Annotated in this window: 17 protein-coding genes; 2 read left to right on the forward strand and 15 right to left on the reverse strand. The window is 71.4% G+C overall.

From position 1 onward, the window contains the following. Window positions 1-4 precede the first annotated feature (4 nt). From AB0H52_RS15600 to AB0H52_RS15635, 8 genes are all read right to left on the reverse strand, one after another. Window positions 5-1372 (reverse strand): glycosyltransferase family 4 protein, encoded by a 1368-nt coding sequence (locus AB0H52_RS15600; protein ID WP_151490509.1) that lies wholly within the window; start codon window positions 1370-1372, stop codon window positions 5-7. A gap of 44 nt (window positions 1373-1416) precedes the next feature. Next, entirely contained in the window at window positions 1417-2556 is a 1140-nt protein-coding gene (locus AB0H52_RS15605; protein WP_357948038.1) for a DegT/DnrJ/EryC1/StrS family aminotransferase, read from the reverse strand. A 152-nt stretch (window positions 2557-2708) separates the two neighbouring features. Continuing rightward, the gene (locus tag AB0H52_RS15610) at window positions 2709-3497 is read right to left on the reverse strand and encodes a GNAT family N-acetyltransferase (RefSeq protein ID WP_151490510.1); all 789 of its coding nucleotides are present in this window, start codon (window positions 3495-3497) and stop codon (window positions 2709-2711) included. Continuing rightward, complete coding sequence (locus tag AB0H52_RS15615; RefSeq protein ID WP_357948041.1) at window positions 3482-4093, reverse strand: sugar transferase; 612 nt, start codon at window positions 4091-4093, stop codon at window positions 3482-3484. The genes AB0H52_RS15610 and AB0H52_RS15615 overlap by 16 nt, the downstream gene beginning before the upstream one ends. Before the next feature lie 94 nt (window positions 4094-4187). Continuing rightward, a complete protein-coding gene (locus AB0H52_RS15620; protein WP_357948044.1) occupies window positions 4188-5243 on the reverse strand; it encodes a GNAT family N-acetyltransferase in 1056 nt (351 codons plus the stop codon). A 256-nt stretch (window positions 5244-5499) separates the two neighbouring features. Continuing rightward, complete coding sequence (locus AB0H52_RS15625; protein WP_357948047.1) at window positions 5500-5934, reverse strand: hypothetical protein; 435 nt, start codon at window positions 5932-5934, stop codon at window positions 5500-5502. A 24-nt stretch (window positions 5935-5958) separates the two neighbouring features. After that, window positions 5959-6843: an aminoglycoside phosphotransferase family protein gene (locus AB0H52_RS15630; protein WP_357948149.1), complete on the reverse strand. Its 885-nt coding sequence runs from the start codon at window positions 6841-6843 to the stop codon at window positions 5959-5961. A 187-nt stretch (window positions 6844-7030) separates the two neighbouring features. Then, window positions 7031-9448: a Tex family protein gene (locus AB0H52_RS15635; RefSeq protein ID WP_225854556.1), complete on the reverse strand. Its 2418-nt coding sequence runs from the start codon at window positions 9446-9448 to the stop codon at window positions 7031-7033. Window positions 9449-9590: 142 nt separating this feature from the next. On the opposite strand from AB0H52_RS15635, the gene dgt reads away from it, so the two are divergent. Next, window positions 9591-11102, forward strand: coding sequence for a dGTP triphosphohydrolase (gene dgt, locus AB0H52_RS15640; protein WP_151490428.1), 1512 nt, complete (start codon window positions 9591-9593; stop codon window positions 11100-11102). Window positions 11103-11112: 10 nt separating this feature from the next. Here dgt and AB0H52_RS15645 read toward each other — a convergent pair whose 3' ends face one another. From AB0H52_RS15645 to AB0H52_RS15675, 7 genes are all read right to left on the reverse strand, one after another. Then, window positions 11113-12261 (reverse strand): MBL fold metallo-hydrolase, encoded by a 1149-nt coding sequence (locus tag AB0H52_RS15645; RefSeq protein ID WP_151490429.1) that lies wholly within the window; start codon window positions 12259-12261, stop codon window positions 11113-11115. Window positions 12262-12376: 115 nt separating this feature from the next. Further along, on the reverse strand, window positions 12377-13405 hold the full coding sequence (locus AB0H52_RS15650; protein WP_357948051.1) for a serine hydrolase: 1029 nt from the start codon (window positions 13403-13405) through the stop codon (window positions 12377-12379). A 107-nt stretch (window positions 13406-13512) separates the two neighbouring features. Then, entirely contained in the window at window positions 13513-14442 is a 930-nt protein-coding gene (locus AB0H52_RS15655; RefSeq protein ID WP_151490431.1) for an SDR family NAD(P)-dependent oxidoreductase, read from the reverse strand. Next, window positions 14439-15623 (reverse strand): zinc-dependent alcohol dehydrogenase, encoded by a 1185-nt coding sequence (locus AB0H52_RS15660; RefSeq protein WP_151490432.1) that lies wholly within the window; start codon window positions 15621-15623, stop codon window positions 14439-14441. Before AB0H52_RS15660 ends, AB0H52_RS15655 begins: the two co-directional genes overlap by 4 nt. Before the next feature lie 237 nt (window positions 15624-15860). Next, window positions 15861-16622, reverse strand: coding sequence for a succinate dehydrogenase/fumarate reductase iron-sulfur subunit (locus tag AB0H52_RS15665; protein ID WP_151490433.1), 762 nt, complete (start codon window positions 16620-16622; stop codon window positions 15861-15863). Beyond that, window positions 16619-18556 carry a fumarate reductase/succinate dehydrogenase flavoprotein subunit gene (locus AB0H52_RS15670; protein WP_151490434.1) on the reverse strand — a complete coding sequence of 646 codons (1938 nt, stop codon included), beginning with the start codon at window positions 18554-18556 and terminating at the stop codon, window positions 16619-16621. The genes AB0H52_RS15665 and AB0H52_RS15670 overlap by 4 nt, the downstream gene beginning before the upstream one ends. A gap of 1 nt (window position 18557) precedes the next feature. Beyond that, on the reverse strand, window positions 18558-19241 hold the full coding sequence (locus AB0H52_RS15675) for a succinate dehydrogenase cytochrome b subunit (RefSeq protein ID WP_151490445.1): 684 nt from the start codon (window positions 19239-19241) through the stop codon (window positions 18558-18560). Window positions 19242-19324: 83 nt separating this feature from the next. Here AB0H52_RS15675 and AB0H52_RS15680 point away from each other — a divergent pair, with 83 nt between their 5' ends. Further along, on the forward strand, window positions 19325-20254 hold the full coding sequence (locus AB0H52_RS15680) for a LysR family transcriptional regulator (protein WP_151490435.1): 930 nt from the start codon (window positions 19325-19327) through the stop codon (window positions 20252-20254). The last annotated feature ends 66 nt before the right edge of the window (window positions 20255-20320 follow it).

A 20320-nucleotide genomic window follows, 5' to 3' on the forward strand; every position in this document is an offset into this window, starting at 1 on the left:
CCCATCACGGCCTTCTCCTCGCACGCGCGATCCGGCCCCGCCGCGCCGCCGTGGCGAGCAGGTCGGCGAGGACCGGCGCGTTGCTCGCCTCACTCATGTGGGTCAGGTAGTACTGGCGTCCCGCCCGTCCCATGTCCCGAAGCCGGTCCCGTGGCGTGTCCCTGGCCGATCGGATGACCGCGGCCAGTGCCTCGGCGTCACCCGGCGGGGCCGCGAAGCCCGCCTCGGCGTCACGCGCGATGCGGGCCACGTCACCGGGTGCGCAGGCGAGCATGGGCTGACCGCAGGCGAGGATGGACTGCGTCTTGCTGGGCAGGGTGATCCGGAACAGCGGCTCGTCCGCCAGGGAGATGAGGTTGAGGTCGGCGACGGCCATCCGGGCGGGCATGCGTTCCGGGGGGACCGAGTCGAGGAAGTGGACGTTGCCCAGCCGGTCGCGGGTCACCTGGGCGATCAGCCGGTCCTTCTCGACGCCGTCGCCCACCAGGACAAGGTGAACGTCCGGTGTGTCCCGCAGTCGTGCCATGGCGTCCACCACGACGTCGAGTCGCTGGGCCGCGCCGAGGTTGCCGCCGTACATGAGCAGGAAGTCGTCGTCGGTCAGACCCAGCCGGCGTCGCAGGCCGGGTTCCGGCTCGGTCGGCTGCATGATCTTCTCGTCGGCCCAGATGTAGACCAGCGAGACCTTCTCGGCGGGCACGCCCCGGTCGATGACGATGTCCCGTAGTCCCGGCGTGGGAACCGTCACGTGGTCGGCCCACCGGTAGGTCCGGTCGGTGAAGCGGCCCAGCACCGCCTCCGCGATCCGCCGGGTCGGTCCCTCGGTGAGGAAGCCGGTCGCGAACACGTTGTCCGGCCACAGGTCGATCACCATCGTCACGTACGGCGTCCGCCACCGCAGTTTCGCCATCATGGCCGCGGCGGTCGCGGTGACCGGGGAGGAGTAGACCAGAGCGACGTCCGTGTCGCGCAGTGCGCTGGCGCCGAGCAGCGAGGAGGATGCCGCCCAACTCGTGTAGTTCACCGCCCGGCCGATCGCCGACCGGTCGTGGCTCGGGTAGAGCGGCGTGCGCAGGACACGCGCCCCGTCCTGCACCTCGACGCTGCGGCGCCGCGCCGAGTAGCCCTCGTACACGACGCCTCTCGGGTAGTTCGGTACGCCGGTGAGCACGTCGGCGACGAAGCCCTGGTGACGCAGCGTCGTGGTGAGGCGTTGGGCGAGGGCCGCGGGTTCCGGAGGGAACCACTGGCTCACCAGTGTGACCCGGTCGGGCCGGTCGCCGTTCACCCCGAAGGCCGCGCCCTCGGGTCGGCGAGCGGCGCCGGACGCCGCACCTGCCGGCACCTGATCGCCGTGGTCGAGGTCGCTCATCACGGGCCTTCCTGTCTGCGCGTGCGTCCGATGTCAGGTCGCGCTCACGAGTGGTGGCGCAGGAAGCCGTGGATCTCGTCACTGATCCGGTTGATCTGCTCCTCGTCGAGTGACGATCCGCTGGGCAGGGTCAGTCCCTGCGCGAAGAGTCGATCCGCGGCACCGGTGAGGTACGCCTCCGCGCCGGCGAACATGGGCTGCCGGTGCAGCGGCTTCCAGGCCGGCCGGGTCTCGATGTCGGCCTGCGCGAGATGACCGGCCAGCTCCGCGGCCTGCCAGCCGCTGAGCTTCGGGTCCACGGTGATGACGGTGAGCCAGCAGTTGGTGCCCGGGTCACTCTCGGCCAGCACCTCGACGCCGGCGACCGGCGCGAACAGTTTCGAGTAGTGGTCCCGGACCCGGCGCCGGCGGGCGGTCATCTCGTCCAGCCGGCTCAGCTGGGCCCGGCCGAACGCGGCCAGGAGGTTGCTCAGCCGGTAGTTGAAGCCCATCTCGTCGTGCTCGTGGTGCTGGGCCGGGATACGGGCCTGGTTGGCGCGGTGCCGAGCCCGGGTGATCACCTGCTCGTCGTGGGAGAGCAGCATTCCGCCGCCCGAGGTGGTGATCATCTTGTTGTGGCTGAACGAGAGCACCCCGGCGTCGCCGAAGGAGCCGGCGCAGCGGCCCCGGTACGTCGAGCCCAGCGCCTCCGCCGAGTCCTCGACGACGCGCAGCTCCGCCTCCCGGCAGAGGTCCAGCAGCGGGTCGTAGTCGACGCAGGCGCCGAACATGTCGACCGGCATCACCGCGCCGATCGGCCGTCCGGCCCTGCGCAGGTCGGCGACGACCTCACTCAGCAGGCCCACGTCCACATTGCCGGTGGCCGGGTCGCAGTCGACGAAGACCGGGGTGGCGCCGGTGTAGAGCACGGCGTTGGCGGTCGCCACGAACGTCACGGTGGGTACCAGCACGATCTGCCCCGGACCCACGCCGCAGGAGAGCAGGCCGAGGTGCAGGGCGGCCGTGCCGGAGTTGAGTGCCAGGGCGTACGGCACTCCGACCCGCTGGGCGACCTCCTGCTCGAAGGCGTCCACCTCCGGACCGAACGGCATCGCTCCACCGCTGCGCAGCGCGCGTACGACAGCGACCTCCTCGGCCGGTCCCACGTCGGGCAGGGAGAGGTAGATGGGCGCGCGCATGGGCATGAAGAACTCCTCGCAGCCGGTCGGTCGCCTACGCAGCACTCAACGATCCGCCCCTGCGAGAGTTTCGGTCATTTTCGCCAATAAAGGGCGGTCATGTCGGCATTGAGCCGATCCTCGGCGCGTCGTCCACCGTGTCGGCGGCTCCGGGCGGGTCAGCCCGGCGTTGCCGCGAGCGTGCACCGCATCCGGACGAACCGGGCCAGCTCCGTGCCGGCGGCGGCCGGTCGTTCATCGGTGCCGGTCGTGGCGGAGAAGCAGCGGTCGATCTCGACCAGCCGGCTGGCGGCGGCGGCGAGAGCGGCGGCGTCGGGTGCGGCCGGGACGCGGACGGCCGTGCCGACCACCCTCAGGTCGACGTCATCGCCGATGACGGTGCGGACGGTGAGGTCGCCGAAGCCGTACGCGGTGTGGTGCGCCGCGAAGGCCGGCCAGTTCACCAGTCGGATCGAGGCCGGCGTCGACGCTTCCGCGCCGAGGACCTCGCGCCAGCTGGAGCGGGTCAGGTCCGTGAAACCGTGGCGCAGGTACAGCCGGTGGGCGGCCGGATTGTCGCGGGACACGTCGAGCAGCAGCGCCCGGCAGCCCAGCCGTACGGCGAGGTCGTGTCCGTCGCGGAGCAGGCGGCTGCCCAGGCCCCGCCCGCGCTCGTCATCGCGCACCGCGATCCCGTTGAGGAGCAACTGCCCGGGCAGCAGCCGCCAGTCGGCCACGGCCCGCAGTCCGTGTGGACCGCGCACCGCGCGCAGGACGACCGTGCGAGCGTGCATCGGTGGCGTCAGCGCCGCGGCCAGGTACGACCAGTAGCCGCCGGCGTGGTACGCGACAAGCCCGCGGCAGGCCTGCGGCACGGACGACGCCAGCAGGTCCGTCGCCTCGACGAGGGTCGGATCGTCGGCGTCGTCGAGCGTGTCGACCTCGCCGGCGGTCAGGTCGAGACGCACTTCAATTCCCGTTCCTTGTCCAGATCGAGCATCTCCGCACTGGGGTCGACCACCACGCCCCTGCCGGTGAGGACCATGGAGACCGTCGCGGCGAGTATCCGCAGGTCCAGCCAGAGGTTCCACTGTTCGACGTACCGTACATCGAGTGCCAGGCGCCGGTCCCAGACGACGCTGTTACGTCCGTTGACCTGGGCGAGCCCCGTGATTCCGGGGCGCATGTCGAAGCGTCGCCGTTCCCGATCGTCGTACCAGGCGTCGTAGCGGGGGAGCAGCGGCCGTGGGCCAACCAGGCTGAGGTCACCCCGGAGGACATTGATCAACTGGGGCAGCTCGTCGATGCTCAGGCGACGTAGCGTACGACCGACCGGGCCGCACCGCAGCCCGTCCGGCAGGAGAGCGCCGGCAGCGTCACGTTCGTCGGACATGGTCCGGATCTTGAATATTCTGATCGGTAGTTGCCATTGGCCGGTGCGTTCCTGGGTGAACAGAACCGGCGCACCCAGTTGAATGCGGACCAGCAGCGCGGCAACCGCCAGGACTGGCAGGGTGAGAATAAGAATCAGCAGCGCGAGCGCTATGTCCAGCAACCGCTTCACCCGACGTTGCATATCCATCGAAACGCCTTCACCTTAGCCGTGGTTGGTGCTCATGTAGGTGTTATAGCAGAGCAAAGGGCACGCCTTCCGCGGTTCAGGCGAAGCGATAGGCCGGGAACCAGCCGGATGCGTGCAGTGTCGACGTGGGCCGTCCGATCCGCGTCGCCGCCGCCTTCACCAGCAGCTCGTACGCGTCGTCGTTGATCACCAGGGAGGCCGTCCAGAAGGGTGCCCGTTCGCCCCCGAACGAGCGCTTGAACATCAGCAGTTTGTCGTCGTCCCGGGAGCTGATGCCGCCGCCGAGGTGTACCCGCCGGCAGCCGTTGTCGGCGGACCAGCGGAGGATCGACCAGACCAGGAGATTGTTGGCGCCGAGCCGCCCACCCTCGAGTGTGGAGCCGGCGAGGTGGTAATGCGCCAGTTCGCCGTGTCGCATCACCAACGCCGATGCGACTGCCGCCCCGACGTCGTCCCGGACCTCGGCGACCAGCAGATTCTTGCCGAGGCCGTCGAGTAGTGCCCGGTAGTAGGAATCGGGGAAGAAATATCTGGCGCTGCTGCCGATTCTCGCCATTGTCTGCTCATACAGTCGGCGAAAGCTGCTGGACCGACCGAGATCGGCGGGGTCGACGTGGCGGACCTCAGCGGTCAAGCCGCTTCGCTCGGCCTTTCGAATAGCGGTTCGAGCCCGCCCTGCCAATTGTTTCCAGACGGCGTCGGGGCCTTGACCAACCGATACGACGACATTTTCCCCCCGCCAGGTGAAATTCAGGCCGGGTAGGTCCCTGGCGAATTCCGTCGAGCGGCTGTCGAGCGGCGAGAATCGAAAGAACAGTGAGATGAGGCCCGCCTCGCGCCAGCAGTCGACCATCTGCGGCCAGAGCCGTTCCACGTCGTGCCGGGTGCGCGACGGACCGACGTGGATGCCGGCGTAGCCATACGGGCTGATCCCGTCGGACCACCGCTCGTCGATGCGCCGCTGAAGGAAGGGAACCAGTACGTCGTCGCCGCAGTGCGTCATGCGCCACGCGCCACCCTCTGCCTCGGCGGCCGCTGATCCGTAGCCCTTGGTGAAATAGACATCAGGGCAGCGGTCATCGGGCGGCGAGTGCGCGTCGGTCAGACCCCAGATCCTTGGTTGACTGCTCATTGCTCCCCCGAGAGTCGCCCGATGGTCGCCGAACGTGAACGACGTCCCTGTCCACCCACCGCCATCCGCAGCCCTCGTCGTCGGTGTCGCCTCCGTCTGTCTCCGGCAGGCTTAACGAGGCAGAATCACACCGGATTCGCCTCTGTCGAGAATCTAAGTCGCTTTTGGGCCGTTTGTCCGCTTGAGAACTGGACGAACGGTGAAGCCGCAGATCAGCGGCTGTCGGGCAGCGCCCGCCGACCCGGAACGCGGTCGCTCAGTCCCAGTTGTCGCCGGCTTCGAGGCGACGGGTGAGCAGGGCACGCAACGGCACCGATTCCCCGTCGCGACCGCCCCGACCGATGACGAGCGGAGCCGGATCGGGCTGCGGGTCCGCGCCGAACAGGCGTGCGCGCAGACTCGTCGGCACGGTCAGCAGATGGAAGCCGGCCCGGACGTCGATCGCGCGGCTGTGCGCCCTGTCCACGTACCAACCGGTGAGCCGGGTGCGGTAGCGGGAGCGTCCGTCGTAACCCCGGGCGACCAGCCGGGTGGTCCGCAGCCCGCGTCGCGTCGCCTCGGCGACGAACCAGGCCACCAGCTCCGCCGCCTCCGCCTGCTCGGCGGCCCGCCGCCGCGCGCCCGCGTCGGCGTGTGCCCGCACCGCGCGCCGCTGCTGATCCCGCCACTCCCGGCCGTCGTGCTCACCCACGACGCCGACGCTACGCGACCCGACTCAGTCGAGGACCGCCCGCAGCGTGTGCCGGGCGAGGCCGGCCATCACCGGATTGGTCTCGACGTAGTACGGCAACGCGTTGATCGCCTGCTCCAGGGCCCAGCCGCGGCCCCGCTCCCACGTCGCGTCGTCCACGCCCAACGCCCGTCGGTACGTCTCCCGCGCCGCGGCGTCGAACAGGTTCCACGCCGGCATCAGGTCCACCGCCGGGTCACCCACGGTGACCGCGCCCAGGTCGATGACCGCGGCCAGCCGACCGTCGCGGACCAGCAGGTTGCCCGGCATCAGGTCGGCGTGGATCCACGCGTCATCGCCGTCGTGCCGGGGAGTCGTCCGGCACCGGTCCCACACTTCGGCGAGCCGAGCGGTGTCGGTCAACTCGCCGCTCGCGGCGAGGGCCGTCCGCACGTCGGCATCCTCGGCGGCCAGTGGCCCGCCCCGACCGGACCCCGGCCAGGACCGCCCGCCGGTCTCGATGCCCCGCAGGGCCGTCACGACCCCGGCCAGGTCGCGGGCGAAGACGTCGAGGTCGGCGATCCGGTCGAGCTGCGCCGTCTCGCCAGGGATGAAGCGGTACGCCGTCCACGGCCCCGGGTACCCCTCGCCCGGCGCACCGAGGCCGAGCGGTTCGGGCACCATGACCGGCAGTTGCGCGGCGAGCAGCACGGCGTGCTCCTGCTCCCGCACCAGCTCGTCGCGTAGCTCGGCATCGGCGTAGGGCCGCAGCGGAAACCGCAGCACGACCTCCGTGCCGAGCCGGAACAGGGCGTTCACCGTGCCGGCCGAGGGGAGCGGGCGAACCGGCAGGCCCCGCCAGCGGGGGAACTGCTCGGCCACCAGCGCGGCGACCACGTCCGCGCTCACATCCACCTGGTCGACATGCATCCTCACCGCGGGATCATCGCCCAGATCCCCACCGCAGGCGAGCCGATATTGCCGCCCGCCGCCCGCCGCGCCCGCCGCCCGCCGCCCGAGCCCGGCCATCCGAGGCCGCTGACCGGCCCGGTCACCCGACCACTCGGCGAGGTGACCGGGTGACCGGGTGACCGGGTGGCGGTGACCGGGTGGGCGATCAGGCCAGTCCGGCGCGGCGCAGGGCCTCCGCCATGGCGTCGTTGGCCGGCGCCGGCGCGCTCTGCCGCTGCTGCCCGCCGCGCGAGCCCTGCTGCCCACCGCCGCGCCCGCTCTGCTGACCACCCTGCCCGCCGCGCCCGGACGGTCCGCCGCGACCACCCTGCGGTCCGCGCTGCGCCGGGCCGCCGCGCCCCTCCTGGCTCGTCCGACCACCACCACCGGCGGCGGCCGGCTCGTCGTCCAGGCGCAGGGTCAGCGAGATGCGCTTGCGGGGTACGTCCACGTCGAGCACCCGGACCTTGACCACGTCGCCGGACTTCACCACCTCGCGGGGGTCCTTCACGAAGGTCCGGGACATCGCCGAGACGTGCACCAGGCCGTCCTGGTGCACACCGACGTCCACGAACGCCCCGAACGCGGCCACGTTGGTGACCACGCCCTCCAGCACCATGCCGGGCGTCAGGTCGCTGATCTTCTCCACCCCCTCCACGAAGGTGGCGGTGCGGAACTCCGGCCGAGGGTCACGCCCCGGCTTCTCCAGCTCGGCGAGGATGTCGGTCACGGTGGGCAGGCCGAACCGGTCGTCGACGAAGTCGGTGGCCCGCAGCCCGCGCAGGATGGCGCTTCTGCCGATCACCGAGCGCAGATCCTGGCCGGTGCTGGCGAGGATGCGCCGCACCACCGGGTACGCCTCGGGGTGCACGCTGGAGGAGTCCAGTGGGTCGTCCCCGCCGGGGATGCGCAGGAAGCCCGCGCACTGCTCGAACGCCTTCGGCCCGAGCCGGGCCACCTTCTTCAGGTCCGTACGCGAGCGGAACGGCCCGTTGGCGTCCCGGTGCAGCACGATGTTCTCGGCCAGCCCGGCCCCGATCCCGGAGACCCGGGTCAGCAGCGGCGCGGAGGCGGTGTTGACGTCCACCCCGACCGCGTTCACGCAGTCCTCCACCACCGCGTCCAGCGACCGGGAGAGCTTCACCTCGGACAGGTCGTGCTGGTACTGGCCGACGCCGATCGACCGTGGGTCGATCTTGACCAGTTCGGCGAGCGGGTCCTGCAGGCGGCGGGCGATGGACACCGCGCCGCGCAGCGACACGTCCATCCCGGGCAGCTCCTGCGAGGCGTACGCGGACGCCGAGTAGACCGACGCGCCGGCCTCGGACACCACCACCTTGGTCAGGTTGAGCTGCGGATGCCGCTTGATCAGGTCACCGGCCAGCTTGTCGGTCTCCCGGGAGGCGGTGCCGTTGCCGATCGCGATCAGCTCCACCCCGTGCGCCCCGGCCAGCCGGGCGAGGGTCTCCACCGACGCGTCCCACTGCCGGCGCGGCTCGTGCGGGTAGATGGTGTCGGTGGCGACGACCTTGCCGGTCGCGTCCACCACGGCCACCTTGACGCCGGTCCGCAGACCCGGGTCCAGGCCCATCGTCGGCCGGGTGCCGGCCGGCGCGGCGAGCAGCAGGTCACGCAGGTTGGTGGCGAAGACGCGCACCGCCTCCTCCTCCGCCGCCTGCCACAGCCGCATCCGCAGGTCCGCGCCGAGGTGGATGAGGATCCGGGTACGCCACGCCCAGCGCACCGTGTCGGCCAGCCAGCGGTCGGCCGGGCGGCCCGCGTCGGACACCCCGAACCGGCCGGCGATGGCCGCCTCGTACCGGCTCGGCCCGGTCGGTACGGCGTCCGCCTCGCCGGCCTCCTCCGGTTCCATGGTGAGGTCGAGCACGCCCTCCTTCTCGCCCCGGAACATGGCCAGGATCCGGTGCGAGGGCAGCTTCGGGTACGGCTCGGAGAAGTCGAAGTAGTCGGAGAACTTGGCGCCGGCCGTCTCCTGACCCTCGCGTACCCGGGAGGCCAGACGGCCCCGCGACCACATCTGTTCGCGCAGCGTGCCGATCAGGTCGGCGTCCTCCGCGAAGGTTTCGATGAGGATGGCGCGGGCGCCCTCCAGCGCGGCGGCGACGTCGGCGACGCCCTTCTCCGCGTCGACGAACCCGGCGGCCGTGGCCCGCGGGTCCTGGCTGGGGTCGGCGAGCAGCGTCTCGGCCAGCGGGGCGAGCCCGGCCTCCCGGGCGATCTGCGCCCGGGTCCGCCGCTTCGGCTTGTACGGCAGGTAGATGTCCTCCAGCCGGGACTTCGAGTCGGCGGCCATGATCTGCGCTTCCAGGGCTTCGTCGAGCTTGCCCTGACCGCGGATCGACTCCAGCACCGCGGCCCGCCGCTCGTCCAGCTCGCGCAGGTAGCGCAGCCGCTCCTCCAGGGTGCGCAGCTGGGTGTCGTCGAGCAGGCCGGTGGCCTCCTTGCGGTAGCGGGCGATGAACGGCACGGTGGCGCCGCCGTCGAGCAGCTCCACGGCCGCCCGCACCTGACGCTCGGCCACGCCGAGCTCGTCAGCGATCCGCTGATGAACAGACTGGGTCACGATCTCGATCCGCCTTCGACTCGATCCGCCCTCAAAGAGCGGGTACCGCCCTGCATTGTGCCGGGCGCTCTCCGGCGCTGTCGCCGCGCCCGGCCGGGGTGAGCCGCCACGGCCCCGTCCGGCCTGCGCTAGCGTGGCGATCATGGAAAATGCTGCGGAGCCGCGCGCCCGGCGGCTCTTCGGCGGCAGCGCCCGGGCCCTCGGTGACCTCGCCGCCGACCCGTTCCGCGCCGACCGGGACCGGATCGTCGGCTCGCCGTTCTTCGCCCGCCTCGGCGGCGTCACCCAGGTGATCAGCCCGGTCGGCTCCGGCCTGCTGGTGCACAACCGGCTCACCCACAGCCTGAAGGTCGCCCAGGTGGCCCGCTCGATCGCCGAGCGGCTCACCGCCGACGAACGGCGGCGCGACCTGCTGGACAAGCTCGGCGGCTGCGACCCCGACGTGGTGGAGGCCGCCGCGCTCGCCCACGACCTCGGCCACCCGCCGTTCGGGCACCTGGGGGAGCGGGTGCTGGACCGGCTGGCCCGCCAGCGCCTCGGCCTGCCCGACGGTTTCGAGGGCAACGCCCAGTCGTACCGGATCGTCACCAGCACCGAGATCCGGGGTGCGGCCACCACCGGGCTGGACCTGACCGCGGCGGTCCGCGCGGCCATGCTGAAGTACCCGTGGACCCGGCTGGACCACCCCGACCCGCATCCGCGCACGATGAACCCGCCGCCGCGCGGCGCCACCCCGCCGCCGGACGACCCGGAGAGCGGCTCGTCGAAGTTCGGCGCGTACCGGACCGAGCTGGACGACCTGCGGCAGGCCCGGGAGCCGTTCGCCGGCCGCATCCCGGACTGGCAGCAGACCGTGGAGGCGTCCGTGATGGACACCGCCGACGACATCGCGTACGCCATCCACGACGTGGAGGACTTCTACCGGGTCGGTGTGCTCCAGCAGGGCGCGGTGTCCGCCGAGCTGATGGCCTGGCAGCGGGAGAGCGGGCACTTCCGGGCGATCACGGACGCGGCGCTGGCCATCTCGGCCCGTCGACCCGGCGCGGCGATCGAGCGGCTCCGCCGGCAGCTGCACCGCAAGGACGCCTGGATCGCCGACGACGACGCGTTCGCCGCCGCCGTCGAGCACGTCCGCGAGGAGTTGGTCGACGGGCTGCTGGCCATGCCGTTCGACGGCTCGATCGAGGCCGAGCAGTACGTGGCGCGGTTCTCCGCCCGCTGGTCCACCCGCTTCGTCGAGGCGATCACCGTGACCGACCAGCCGTCGGTGCGCTCCGGGTACGTGCTGCTCGGCTGCGCGCAGTGGCACGAGGTGCAGGTGCTCAAGTTCGTGCACCACCGGTTCGTGCTGGCCCGCCCGGATCTGGCGCTGCACCAGCGCGGTCAGGCGCGGCTGCTGGGCACCCTGGTGGAGGCGCTGTGGGAGTGGCTGCTCGACCCGGAGGAGGAGTCCCGGCTGCCCCGCCGCCTGCACGACCTGGTGGAGCTGGCGGAGGCGGAGCTGCACCCGCGTACCCCGCACCGGATCGGCCGGGCCCGGGGTCGGGCCATCGTGGACTTCGTCGCGCAGCTCACCGACGGTCAGGCGGTCGCCATGCTGGACGCGCTCTCCGGCCGGTCCGGCGCGCTCTGGACCGACGCGTTCGTGCTCTGACGACGCCCGCTCAGGCGACCGACTGCCACCAACCGTCGACGGCGAGTGGCTCGTCGACCACCACCCGCTCGCCCGGGCGGGGCACGGCGAGCCGCACGTCGCGGGCCTTGGCCTCGGCCCACAACCGGTCGACCGGCTCGGACCAGTCATGCAGGGCCAGGTTGAACGTCGCCCAGTGCACCGGCACGAACAGCCCGCCGCGCAGATCGAGGTGGGCGCTGACCGCCTCCTCGGGGAACATGTGGATCGTCGGCCAGGCCCGGTCGTACGCGCCGATCTGCATCAGCGTCACGTCGAACGGCCCGTGCTCGGCGCCGATCTCCGCGTACCCGTCGAAGTAGCCGGAGTCGCCGGTGTAGAAGACCTTGCGGCGTGCCCCGGCCACCACCCACGAGCTCCAGAGCGTGCCGTCGCGGCGCAACCCGCGACCGGAGAAGTGCTGGGCGGCGGTGGCGGTGATCTCCAGGCCCGCGACCTGGTGCGACTCGGACCAGTCCAGTTCGATGATCCGCTCGGCGGGTACGCCCCAACGGTCCAGGTGCGCGCCCACCCCGAGCGGCACCAGAAACGGCGCGGACTGCCCGGCGAGCAGCGCCCGCACGGTCGCCATGTCCAGGTGGTCGTAGTGGTCGTGCGAGATGAGGATGGCGTCCAGCGGCGGCAGCTCGTCGATGCGCACCGGTGGCTCGTGCAGCCGGCGGGGGCCGACCAGCCCCGAGGGGGAGCAGCGGTCGCTCCACACCGGGTCGAGCAGCACCCGCCGGCCCTCGATCTCGATCAGCGTCGAGGCGTGGCCGTACCAGACGATGTTGAGCTCGTCGGCGGTGTCGGCGGCTCCCGGCGCGCCGGCGCTGGGGCGCAGCAGCGGCACGGGCGCGGTGGGACGCCTCTTCTGCTTGCCGAAGAGCAACTCGCGGACCAGGTTGCGGCCCGGCTCGGCGACCATCGTGCGGGTGCCGGCCCGGTTGTGGAAGGTGCCCTCGCGGAACTGGGGCGATCGGGCGGCCCGTTCGGCCCGTGCCCCGCTGAGCCGGCCACCCAGCGCCGCCGGCACATCCCGGGCGACCCAGGCCAGGCCGGCCAGTGCGGCCAGGCCAGCCGCGCCCCGCATCCGCCGCCCGAGTGACCGTTCGACGTCCGTGCTCTGCGCTCGTGCCATTGCCGTCCCTCCGACGTGTCCGCCCCTACACGGTAGTCACCCGGACGAGCCCGTGCCCCGGCGGTCGCCACGCCGGGTCGGTCGCCGGCAGTGGCGACCGACCCGGCGGCGGCGTCTAGCCGCCGTTACTGGGGCGTGGGGCGGTGATCCGGACCGTCTTGCCGGTGCCCACGAGCCGGTCCACCGCGGCCATGAACGTGGGGCCCATGCCCGCGCGGGCCTGCACCGCCGGGTGGGTGGCGCCGAAGTTGTCCGGGTCAGCCTGCCCGTCGGCGAAGAGCGCGTAGGTGAGCACCGCCGCGCCGGACCGGTCGAAGATCACGCCGGCCTCGTGCCGGGCGTCGGCGAACCAGCCGGCCTTGGTGGCGATCCGGGCCCGCTCGTCGGAGGACATCGTGCGCCGGATGCCGTCGGTGAACGCCACCGGCGAGCGCAGCAGCCCGAGCAGGAACGTCGTCGAGGCAGGCGACAGCAGGGTCCCGGCGACCAGGGCGCGCAGCAGGTCGTGCGTCTCGCGCGGGGTGCTGGTGCCGAGGAAGAACCGGTTCGGGTTGGCGACCGGTTCGACCTGGGTGTTCGGGAAGCCCTTGGCGACCAGAATGGAGTTGATCTCGGCGGCCGGGGCGACCAGGCCGCACAGCCGCACCGCCGTGTTGTCCGAGACGGTCAGCAGGTTGGCCAGCACGTGCCCGATGGTCACCATGCTGGGGTACGCGCCGTCCAGGCTGAAGATGCCGTCGCCGCCCGGCACGACGATCGCGGCGGTCACCTCCACCCGCTGGTCCAGGGTGAGCAGCCCCCGGTCGATGTTGTCGAGCACCGCCGTGGCGACGGCGATCTTGTTGACGCTGTACGCCTCGATCCGTCGGTCCGCGTCGGCCGCCACCGCGACGACCGGCGCTCCGGCCGGGTCGGCGACGCTGACGTACGCCTGCCAGTTGCCGCCGGCCGCGGTGCGGTACCGGGTGTAGGCGGCCGCAACCTGGTCGGTGGGTGTCGCCGGAGTGCTGGGGAAGGCGCCGGGAATCGGGCGGGCGCCGGGGCGCTCGGCGGCGCTGGCCGGCGTGGCGGCGCCGAGCACCGTACCGGTGGCGGCCACTGTGCCCAGTCCGAGTGCCGTCCTGCGGTTCAGTCGGATGGTCAATCGTCTCTCCCGTCGGGGGGCGCCGGAGCGCTTGCCGGCCCACCACCCTAGGCGGGTTGATCGACGCATGACGCCCTCCCGAACAGTCCCGAACAAGCCCGAACAGGTCAGCCGAGCCGTCGGCGCAGTGCGGCCCCGACCGCACCGACCGGTCCGGACACGAGTTGCCGCAGGTCGGGCAGGTGACCACCGCCCACCGACTCGCCGGCCGGGTTCGGCGCGAAGACGGTGCCGTCGTGTGCGGCCACCGACCGTCCACTCAGGCCCGCCAACCGCATCAGTGGCCCGACGAGGACGTCGTAGACGCCCGGCAGCACCGTGAAGCCGGCCCGCAGCACCACGTTCAGCCGGCCCACCGACACCTCGCGGCGGGGCCGGTCTGCGCAGTCGACGATGGCCCGCGCCACCCGCTGCGCACCCGCGACCGGCGGCGGGGGCCGGCCGACCCGGCCCAGATAGTTCGCCGCCTGCTGATAGACCGGCGTGTCCACGCTGCCCGGATTGACCAGGCAGAGCCGGATCCGTGGACTGTCGCGCAGCTCCTGTTGCACCGTCCGGGCCAGCCCCTGCAGGCCCCACTTGCTGACCACGTACGCGCTCATGTACGGCGCGGTGACGTGCCCCAACACCGAGCCGGTGAGGATCAGCGTGCCGGCGCCGGTGGCCCGGAAGTGCCGCAGCGCCACCCGCACCGCGCCGGCGGCGGCCAGCAGATCGGTCCGTACCACCTGGTCGAAGACCCGTTCCGGCAGCTCGTCGAAGCGGCCGTAGGCCATCACCGCCGCCGTGTGCACCCAGACGTCGATGCGGCCGAACCGTGCGATCGCCGCCTCGGCGAGCGCCTCCAGCGCGCCCGGCTCGGTGACGTCGGTGGGCACGGTCAGAACGTCGGCGTCGGCGCACTCCGCGCGTACCTCCGCGAGGGTCCGTGGTGCGCGGGCGGCGAGGACCAGGCGGTCGCCGCGCTCGGCGAACGCCCGGGCCGTCGCCCGACCGATCCCGCTGGTCGCGCCCGCGATCACCACGACCCGACTCACGGCGCGAGCACGACCTTGATGCAGCCGTCCTCCTTCTTCTGGAACATCTCGTACGCCTCCGGCGCCCGCGCCAGCGGCACCCGGTGGGTGCGCAGATCCTCGACGCCCAGCGGATCGTCGTCGCCGGAGAGCAGCGGCAGGATCTCGTCGGTCCACCGGCGCACGTGGCACTGCCCCATCCGCAGCTGGATGCCCCGGTCGAACATCTCCATCAGCGGCATCGGATCCACCTCACCGCCGTAGACGCCGGAGATCGACACGGTGCCGCCGCGGCGAACCGCCTTGACGGCGGCGTGCAGAACGGACAGCCGGTCCATGCCGGCCTTGTCGGTCATCACCGCGGCAAGCTTGTCCGGCAGCAGCCCGACGGCCGCGTGGGCCAGCTTGCCACCGGGCGAACCGTGCGCCTCCATACCGACGGCATCGATCACCGCGTCCGGGCCGCGCCCGTCGACCAGGTCGATCAACGCGCCCGGCACATCGGTCAGCTCGCGGACATCGAGCACCTCGATGCCGTGCCGACGCGCCAGCTCCAGCCGCTCCGGCACCAGGTCCAACCCGATCACCCGGCCCGCGCCGAGGTGGCGGCCGATACGGGCGCAGAACTGGCCGACCGGACCCAACCCGAACACGGCCAGGGTGCCGCCGGGCGGGGTGTCCGCGTACTTCACCGCCTGCCACGCCGTCGGCAGGATGTCGGACAGGTAGAGGTAGCGCTCGTCGGCACCGGTCTGCGGAATGGTGATCGGTCCGAAGTGAGCCTGTGGGACGCGCAGGTACTCGGCCTGCCCGCCCGGCACCGAACCGTACAACGAGGTGTAGCCGAACAGCGCCGCACCCTTGCCCTCGCCGGCGACCTGGGTGGTCTCGCACTGGGCGTACAGCTGACGCTCACACATCCAGCAGCTGCCGCAGGAGATGTTGAACGGCACCACCACCCGGTCCCCCGGCTTGAGCCGGGTCACCCCCGGCCCGACCTCCTCGACGATGCCCATCGGCTCGTGGCCGAGAACGTCGCCCGGCTTCAGATACGGTCCCAGCACCTCGTACAGGTGCAGGTCGGAGCCACAGATCGCCGTCGACGTGATCTTCACGATCGCGTCAGTCGGTTCCTCGATGCGGGGATCCGGCACCTCCTCGACCCGTACGTCCCGCTTGCCCTGCCAGGTCAACGCCTTCATGTCTGGTATGCCTCCCTCGGTCGCTGCCTGACTGCTACCCGGGGGAAGGGAGTTGAACCGGCCACACCGCACGGGTGTGTCGCTCGGGTCGGTGGGCTGGCCGGAGTCTTCGCCGGTGGTCGCGGTCGGGCCGGTGGTCGCCCCAGCCCCCCAACCGCAACCACCTACATGGCCACCGCGACCAAACGCCAGACCGCCGCAACCCCAACAGGGGTGCGGCGGTCACGGCGGAGGAACTCAGGAGCCGGGCGTGTCGCCGCGGACGGCCGTCGCCTTGAGGTAGTCGCGGTTGAGCCGTCCGATGGTGTTCAGCGGGATGCCCTTCGGGCAGGCCACCGTGCACTCGCCGGCGTTGGTGCAGCCGCCGAAGCCGGCCTCGTCGTGCGCGTCGACCATGCCGATCACCCGGGTGTAGCGCTCCGGCTGGCCCTGCGGCAGCAGCGAGAGCTGGGTGAGCTTGGCGGCGGTGAAGAGCATGCCGGAGCCGTTCGGGCAGGCTGCCACGCAGGCGCCGCAGCCGATGCAGGCGGCCGATTCGAAGGCGGCGTCCGCGTTGGCCTTGGCGACCGGGGTGGAGTGCGCCTCGGGCGCGCTGCCGGTGGGGGCGGTGATGTAGCCACCAGCGGCGATGATCTTGTCGAAGGCGTTCCGGTTGACCACCAGGTCCTTGACGACCGGGAAGGCGCTGGCCCGCCACGGCTCGATGTCGATGGTCTCGCCGTCGGAGAACTGCCGCATGTGCAGCTGGCACGCCGTGGTGCCGCGCTGCGGCCCGTGCGCGTCCCCGTTGATCATCAGACCGCACATGCCGCAGATGCCCTCGCGGCAGTCGTGGTCGAACGCCACCGGGTCCTCGCCGGCGAGGATCAGCCGCTCGTTGAGCACGTCGAGCATCTCCAGGAACGACATGTCCGGGGACACGTCGTCGACCGGGTAGGTCACCATCCGACCCTTGTCCTCAGGGCCCTTCTGGCGCCAGATGCGCAGGGTCAGGTTCACTTGTAGCTCCGCTGCGTGGGGTGGACGTATTCGAACTTCAGGTCTTCCTTGTGCAGCACCGCGGGCTCACCGGTGGCGGTGAACTCCCAGGCCGCGACGTACGCGAACCGGTCGTCGTCGCGCTGCGCCTCACCGTCGGGGGTCTGGTGTTCGGCCCGGAAGTGGCCGCCGCAGGACTCCTCGCGGTGCAGGGCGTCGATGCACATCAGCTCGGCCAGCTCGAAGAAGTCGGCCACCCGGCCGGCCTTCTCCAGCGACTGGTTCAGCTCCTCGCCGGTGCCGGACACCTTGACCCGCTGCCAGAACTGGTCGCGCAGGGCACGGATCTCGTCGATCGCCTTGCGCAGCCCGGCCTCGCTGCGCTCCATGCCGCAGTGCTCCCACATGATCTGGCCCAGCTCCCGGTGGAACGAGTCCACGGTCCGGTCGCCGTTGACCGCGAGCAGCCGCTGGATGCGGTCCTCGACGTCGGTACGCGCCTCGACGGCCGCCGGGTGGCTGGCGTCGACCTTGTCCAGCGGGCCGGAGGCCAGGTAGTTGGCGATGGTGGTGGGCAGCACGAAGTACCCGTCGGCCAGGCCCTGCATCAGCGCCGAGGCGCCGAGGCGGTTGGCGCCGTGGTCGGAGAAGTTCGCCTCGCCGATCACGAACAGGCCGGGGATGCTCGACTGGAGGTCGTAGTCGACCCAGAGGCCGCCCATCGTGTAGTGCACGGCGGGGTAGATCCGCATCGGCACCTCGTACGGGTCCTCGCCGGTGATCCGCTCGTACATCTCGAAGAGGTTGCCGTACTTGGCCTCGATGGCCTTGCGGCCCAGGCGGTCGATGGCGTCGGCGAAGTCGAGGTAGACGCCCAGCTTGGTCGGTCCGACGCCCCGGCCCTCGTCGCAGACGTTCTTCGCGGCGCGGGAGGCGATGTCGCGGGGGACCAGGTTGCCGAAGGAGGGGTAGATCCGCTCCAGGTAGTAGTCCCGCTCGTCCTCCGGAATGTCGCGCGGGTTGCGGTCGTCGCCCTTGGTTTTCGGCACCCAGACCCGGCCGTCGTTGCGCAGCGACTCGCTCATCAGGGTCAGCTTCGACTGGTGGTCGCCGGAGACCGGGATGCAGGTCGGGTGGATCTGCGTGTAGCACGGGTTGGCGAAGTACGCGCCCTTGCGGTGCGCCCGCCAGGTGGCGGTGACGTTGCAGCCCTTGGCGTTGGTGGAGAGGTAGAAGACGTTGCCGTAGCCGCCGGAGGCGAGCACGACGGCGTCGGCCATCTCGGTGCTGATCTCGCCGGTGACCAGGTCCCGGACGACGATGCCGCGGGCCTTGCCGTCGACGATGACCAGTTCCAGCATCTCGTGCCGGGCGTTCATCTCCACGGTGCCGAGGCCGATCTGCCGCTCCAGGGCCTGGTACGCGCCGAGCAGCAGCTGCTGGCCCGTCTGGCCCCGGGCGTAGAAGGTGCGCTGCACCTGGGCGCCACCGAAGGAGCGGGTGTCCAGCAGGCCGCCGTACTCGCGGGCGAACGGGACGCCCTGGGCGACGCACTGGTCGATGATGTTGACCGACACCTCGGCGAGCCGGTGCACGTTCGACTCCCGGGAGCGGAAGTCGCCGCCCTTGACGGTGTCGTAGAACAGCCGGTGCACCGAGTCGCCGTCGTTGCGGTAGTTCTTGGCCGCATTGATGCCGCCCTGCGCCGCGATCGAGTGGGCCCGGCGCGGGCTGTCCTGGTAGCAGTAGGACTTGACGTGGTAGCCCTGCTCGGCCAGGGTCGCGGCGGCCGAGCCGCCGGCCAGGCCGGTGCCCACCACGATCACCGTCATCTTGCGGCGGTTGGCCGGGTTGACCAGCTTGGCCTCGAAGCGCCGGGTCTCCCAGCGCTTCTCGACCGGGCCGGCGGGAGCCTTCGTGTCGGCGATCGGGTCGCCCTCGGTGAAGAGTTCCATGTCAGGACACCAATCCGGTGAGAACGGCGAACGGGACCACCAGGTATCCGGCGCACAGCGCGACGGCGAGGATCAGCGCGGCGTTGCGTGCCCGGCGCTCACCCCGTGGCGTCTGCTGGCCGAGGCTGCGGAACGCGCTGAACGCGCCGTGGCGCAGGTGGAAACCCACCGCGACGATCGCCAGGGTGTAGAAGAGCGTGACGTACCAGCGCTCCGGCGCGAAGTCGGCGACGACGTTGCCGTACGGGTTGCTGGCGTCGCCGACCGGGTTGAGCGTGCCGGTGGTCAGGTCCAGGAGGTGGTAGATCACGAACAGCAGGATGATCACGCCACCCCAGCGCATGGTGCGGGCCGCGTAGCTGCCCCGGACCTTCTTGCGGTGGGCGTACTTGACCGGGCGGGCGGCGCGGGCGCGCAGGGCCAGCACGGTAGCGGCCCAGATGTGGGCGACGACGGCCACCACCAGCACGGTGCGCAGGATCCACAGGAACCAGACGCCGGGCAGCAGCGGCTTGCCGATCTCGCGCAGCCAGTGCGCGTAGTGGTCGAACGAGGTTTCCCCCGTGAACACCTTCAGGTTCCCGAGCATGTGGGCGATCAGGAACAGCACCAGCAGGATGCCCGTCACCGCCATGACGGCCTTGAGGCCGACGTTCGAGCGGATGGGCGACCGAGTTTTCGTGATTACCACGGGACCGACGCTAGGAGCACTTCGATCAGTCGTCCAATGCATCGAACTCGCAGTGTTGATAGCCATAAGCTATGTAGATGCAACTTCATCAGCTCCGGTACTTCGTCGCGGTGGCCGAAGTACGACATTTCACCCAAGCCGCCGACATCGTGGGCATCACGCAGCCCTCGCTCAGTAAGCAAATTCACGCTTTGGAGACCGACCTCGGCGCCCCGCTCTTCGAACGGGTACGGGGCAACATCGCCCTCACCGCGGCCGGCGAGGTGCTGCTGCCGCTGGCCACCCGGATCCTCGCCGACGTGGAGACCGCGACCCGGGAGGTGCAGGAGTTGGTCGGCCTACGCCGGGGACGCGTCCGGCTCGGCGCGACCCCCAGCCTGGCGACGTCGCTCGCCCCGCCGGTGCTGCGCCGCTTCCGCGACGCCCACCCGACCGTCGACCTCCGGGTCGAGGAGGGCGGCTCCCAGGACCTGGTCCGCGATCTGCTCCGCGGCGACCTCGACCTGGCCCTGATCATCATGCCCGCCCAGGGTGCCGACCCAGGGCTGCGGGTCGATCCGATCCTGCGCGAGAGCCTGGTGGTGGCCTCGGTCGGGGAGGTGCCGACCGCCTCGGCGACCGGGGAGTTGCGCATCACCGACCTGCGCGACCAGCCGATGGTGATGTTCCGGGAGGGCTACGACCTGCGCGACGCCACCATCCAGGCGTGCCGTGAGGCGGGCTTCGAGCCGACCTTCGCGGTGGACGGCGGCGAGATGGACGCCGTGCTCAGCTTCGTCGAGGCCGGGCTGGGCGTCGCGCTGGTGCCCGGCATCGTGCTGGCCCGGCGGCCCGGGGTCCGGATCACCCCGCTCGCTCCGCCCGGGGTGCGACGGACCATCGCGGTGGCCCGTCGGCGCGACGTCGTACCGACCCATGCCGGTCGGGAGCTACGGCGGATCCTGCTCGACTACGTACAGGCCGCGATCGAGCACAACGACCTTCCTCCGGGTGTCGATCCTCGCTGAACGGGTCCGGTATTCGACCTGGTGGGTTAATTCATCCTTAAGGGCCCGATATTACCGTCGGTGCCG

The organism is Micromonospora sp. NPDC050695 (genome assembly GCF_040654415.1).
In the GTDB taxonomy this organism is placed as follows: domain Bacteria; phylum Actinomycetota; class Actinomycetes; order Mycobacteriales; family Micromonosporaceae; genus Micromonospora.

Coding starts and splice junctions, on each gene's coding strand:
- AB0H52_RS15630 (WP_357948149.1), bottom strand. CDS start 6,843: ATGCATGTCGACCAGGTGGATGTGAGCGCGGACGTGGTCGCCGCGCTG.
- AB0H52_RS15645 (WP_151490429.1), bottom strand. CDS start 12,261: ATGGCACGAGCGCAGAGCACGGACGTCGAACGGTCACTCGGGCGGCGG.
- AB0H52_RS15680 (WP_151490435.1), top strand. CDS start 19,325: ATGCAACTTCATCAGCTCCGGTACTTCGTCGCGGTGGCCGAAGTACGA.
- AB0H52_RS15670 (WP_151490434.1), bottom strand. CDS start 18,556: ATGGAACTCTTCACCGAGGGCGACCCGATCGCCGACACGAAGGCTCCC.
- AB0H52_RS15605 (WP_357948038.1), bottom strand. CDS start 2,556: ATGCCCATGCGCGCGCCCATCTACCTCTCCCTGCCCGACGTGGGACCG.
- AB0H52_RS15600 (WP_151490509.1), bottom strand. CDS start 1,372: ATGAGCGACCTCGACCACGGCGATCAGGTGCCGGCAGGTGCGGCGTCC.
- AB0H52_RS15620 (WP_357948044.1), bottom strand. CDS start 5,243: ATGAGCAGTCAACCAAGGATCTGGGGTCTGACCGACGCGCACTCGCCG.
- dgt (WP_151490428.1), top strand. CDS start 9,591: ATGGAAAATGCTGCGGAGCCGCGCGCCCGGCGGCTCTTCGGCGGCAGC.
- AB0H52_RS15660 (WP_151490432.1), bottom strand. CDS start 15,623: ATGAAGGCGTTGACCTGGCAGGGCAAGCGGGACGTACGGGTCGAGGAG.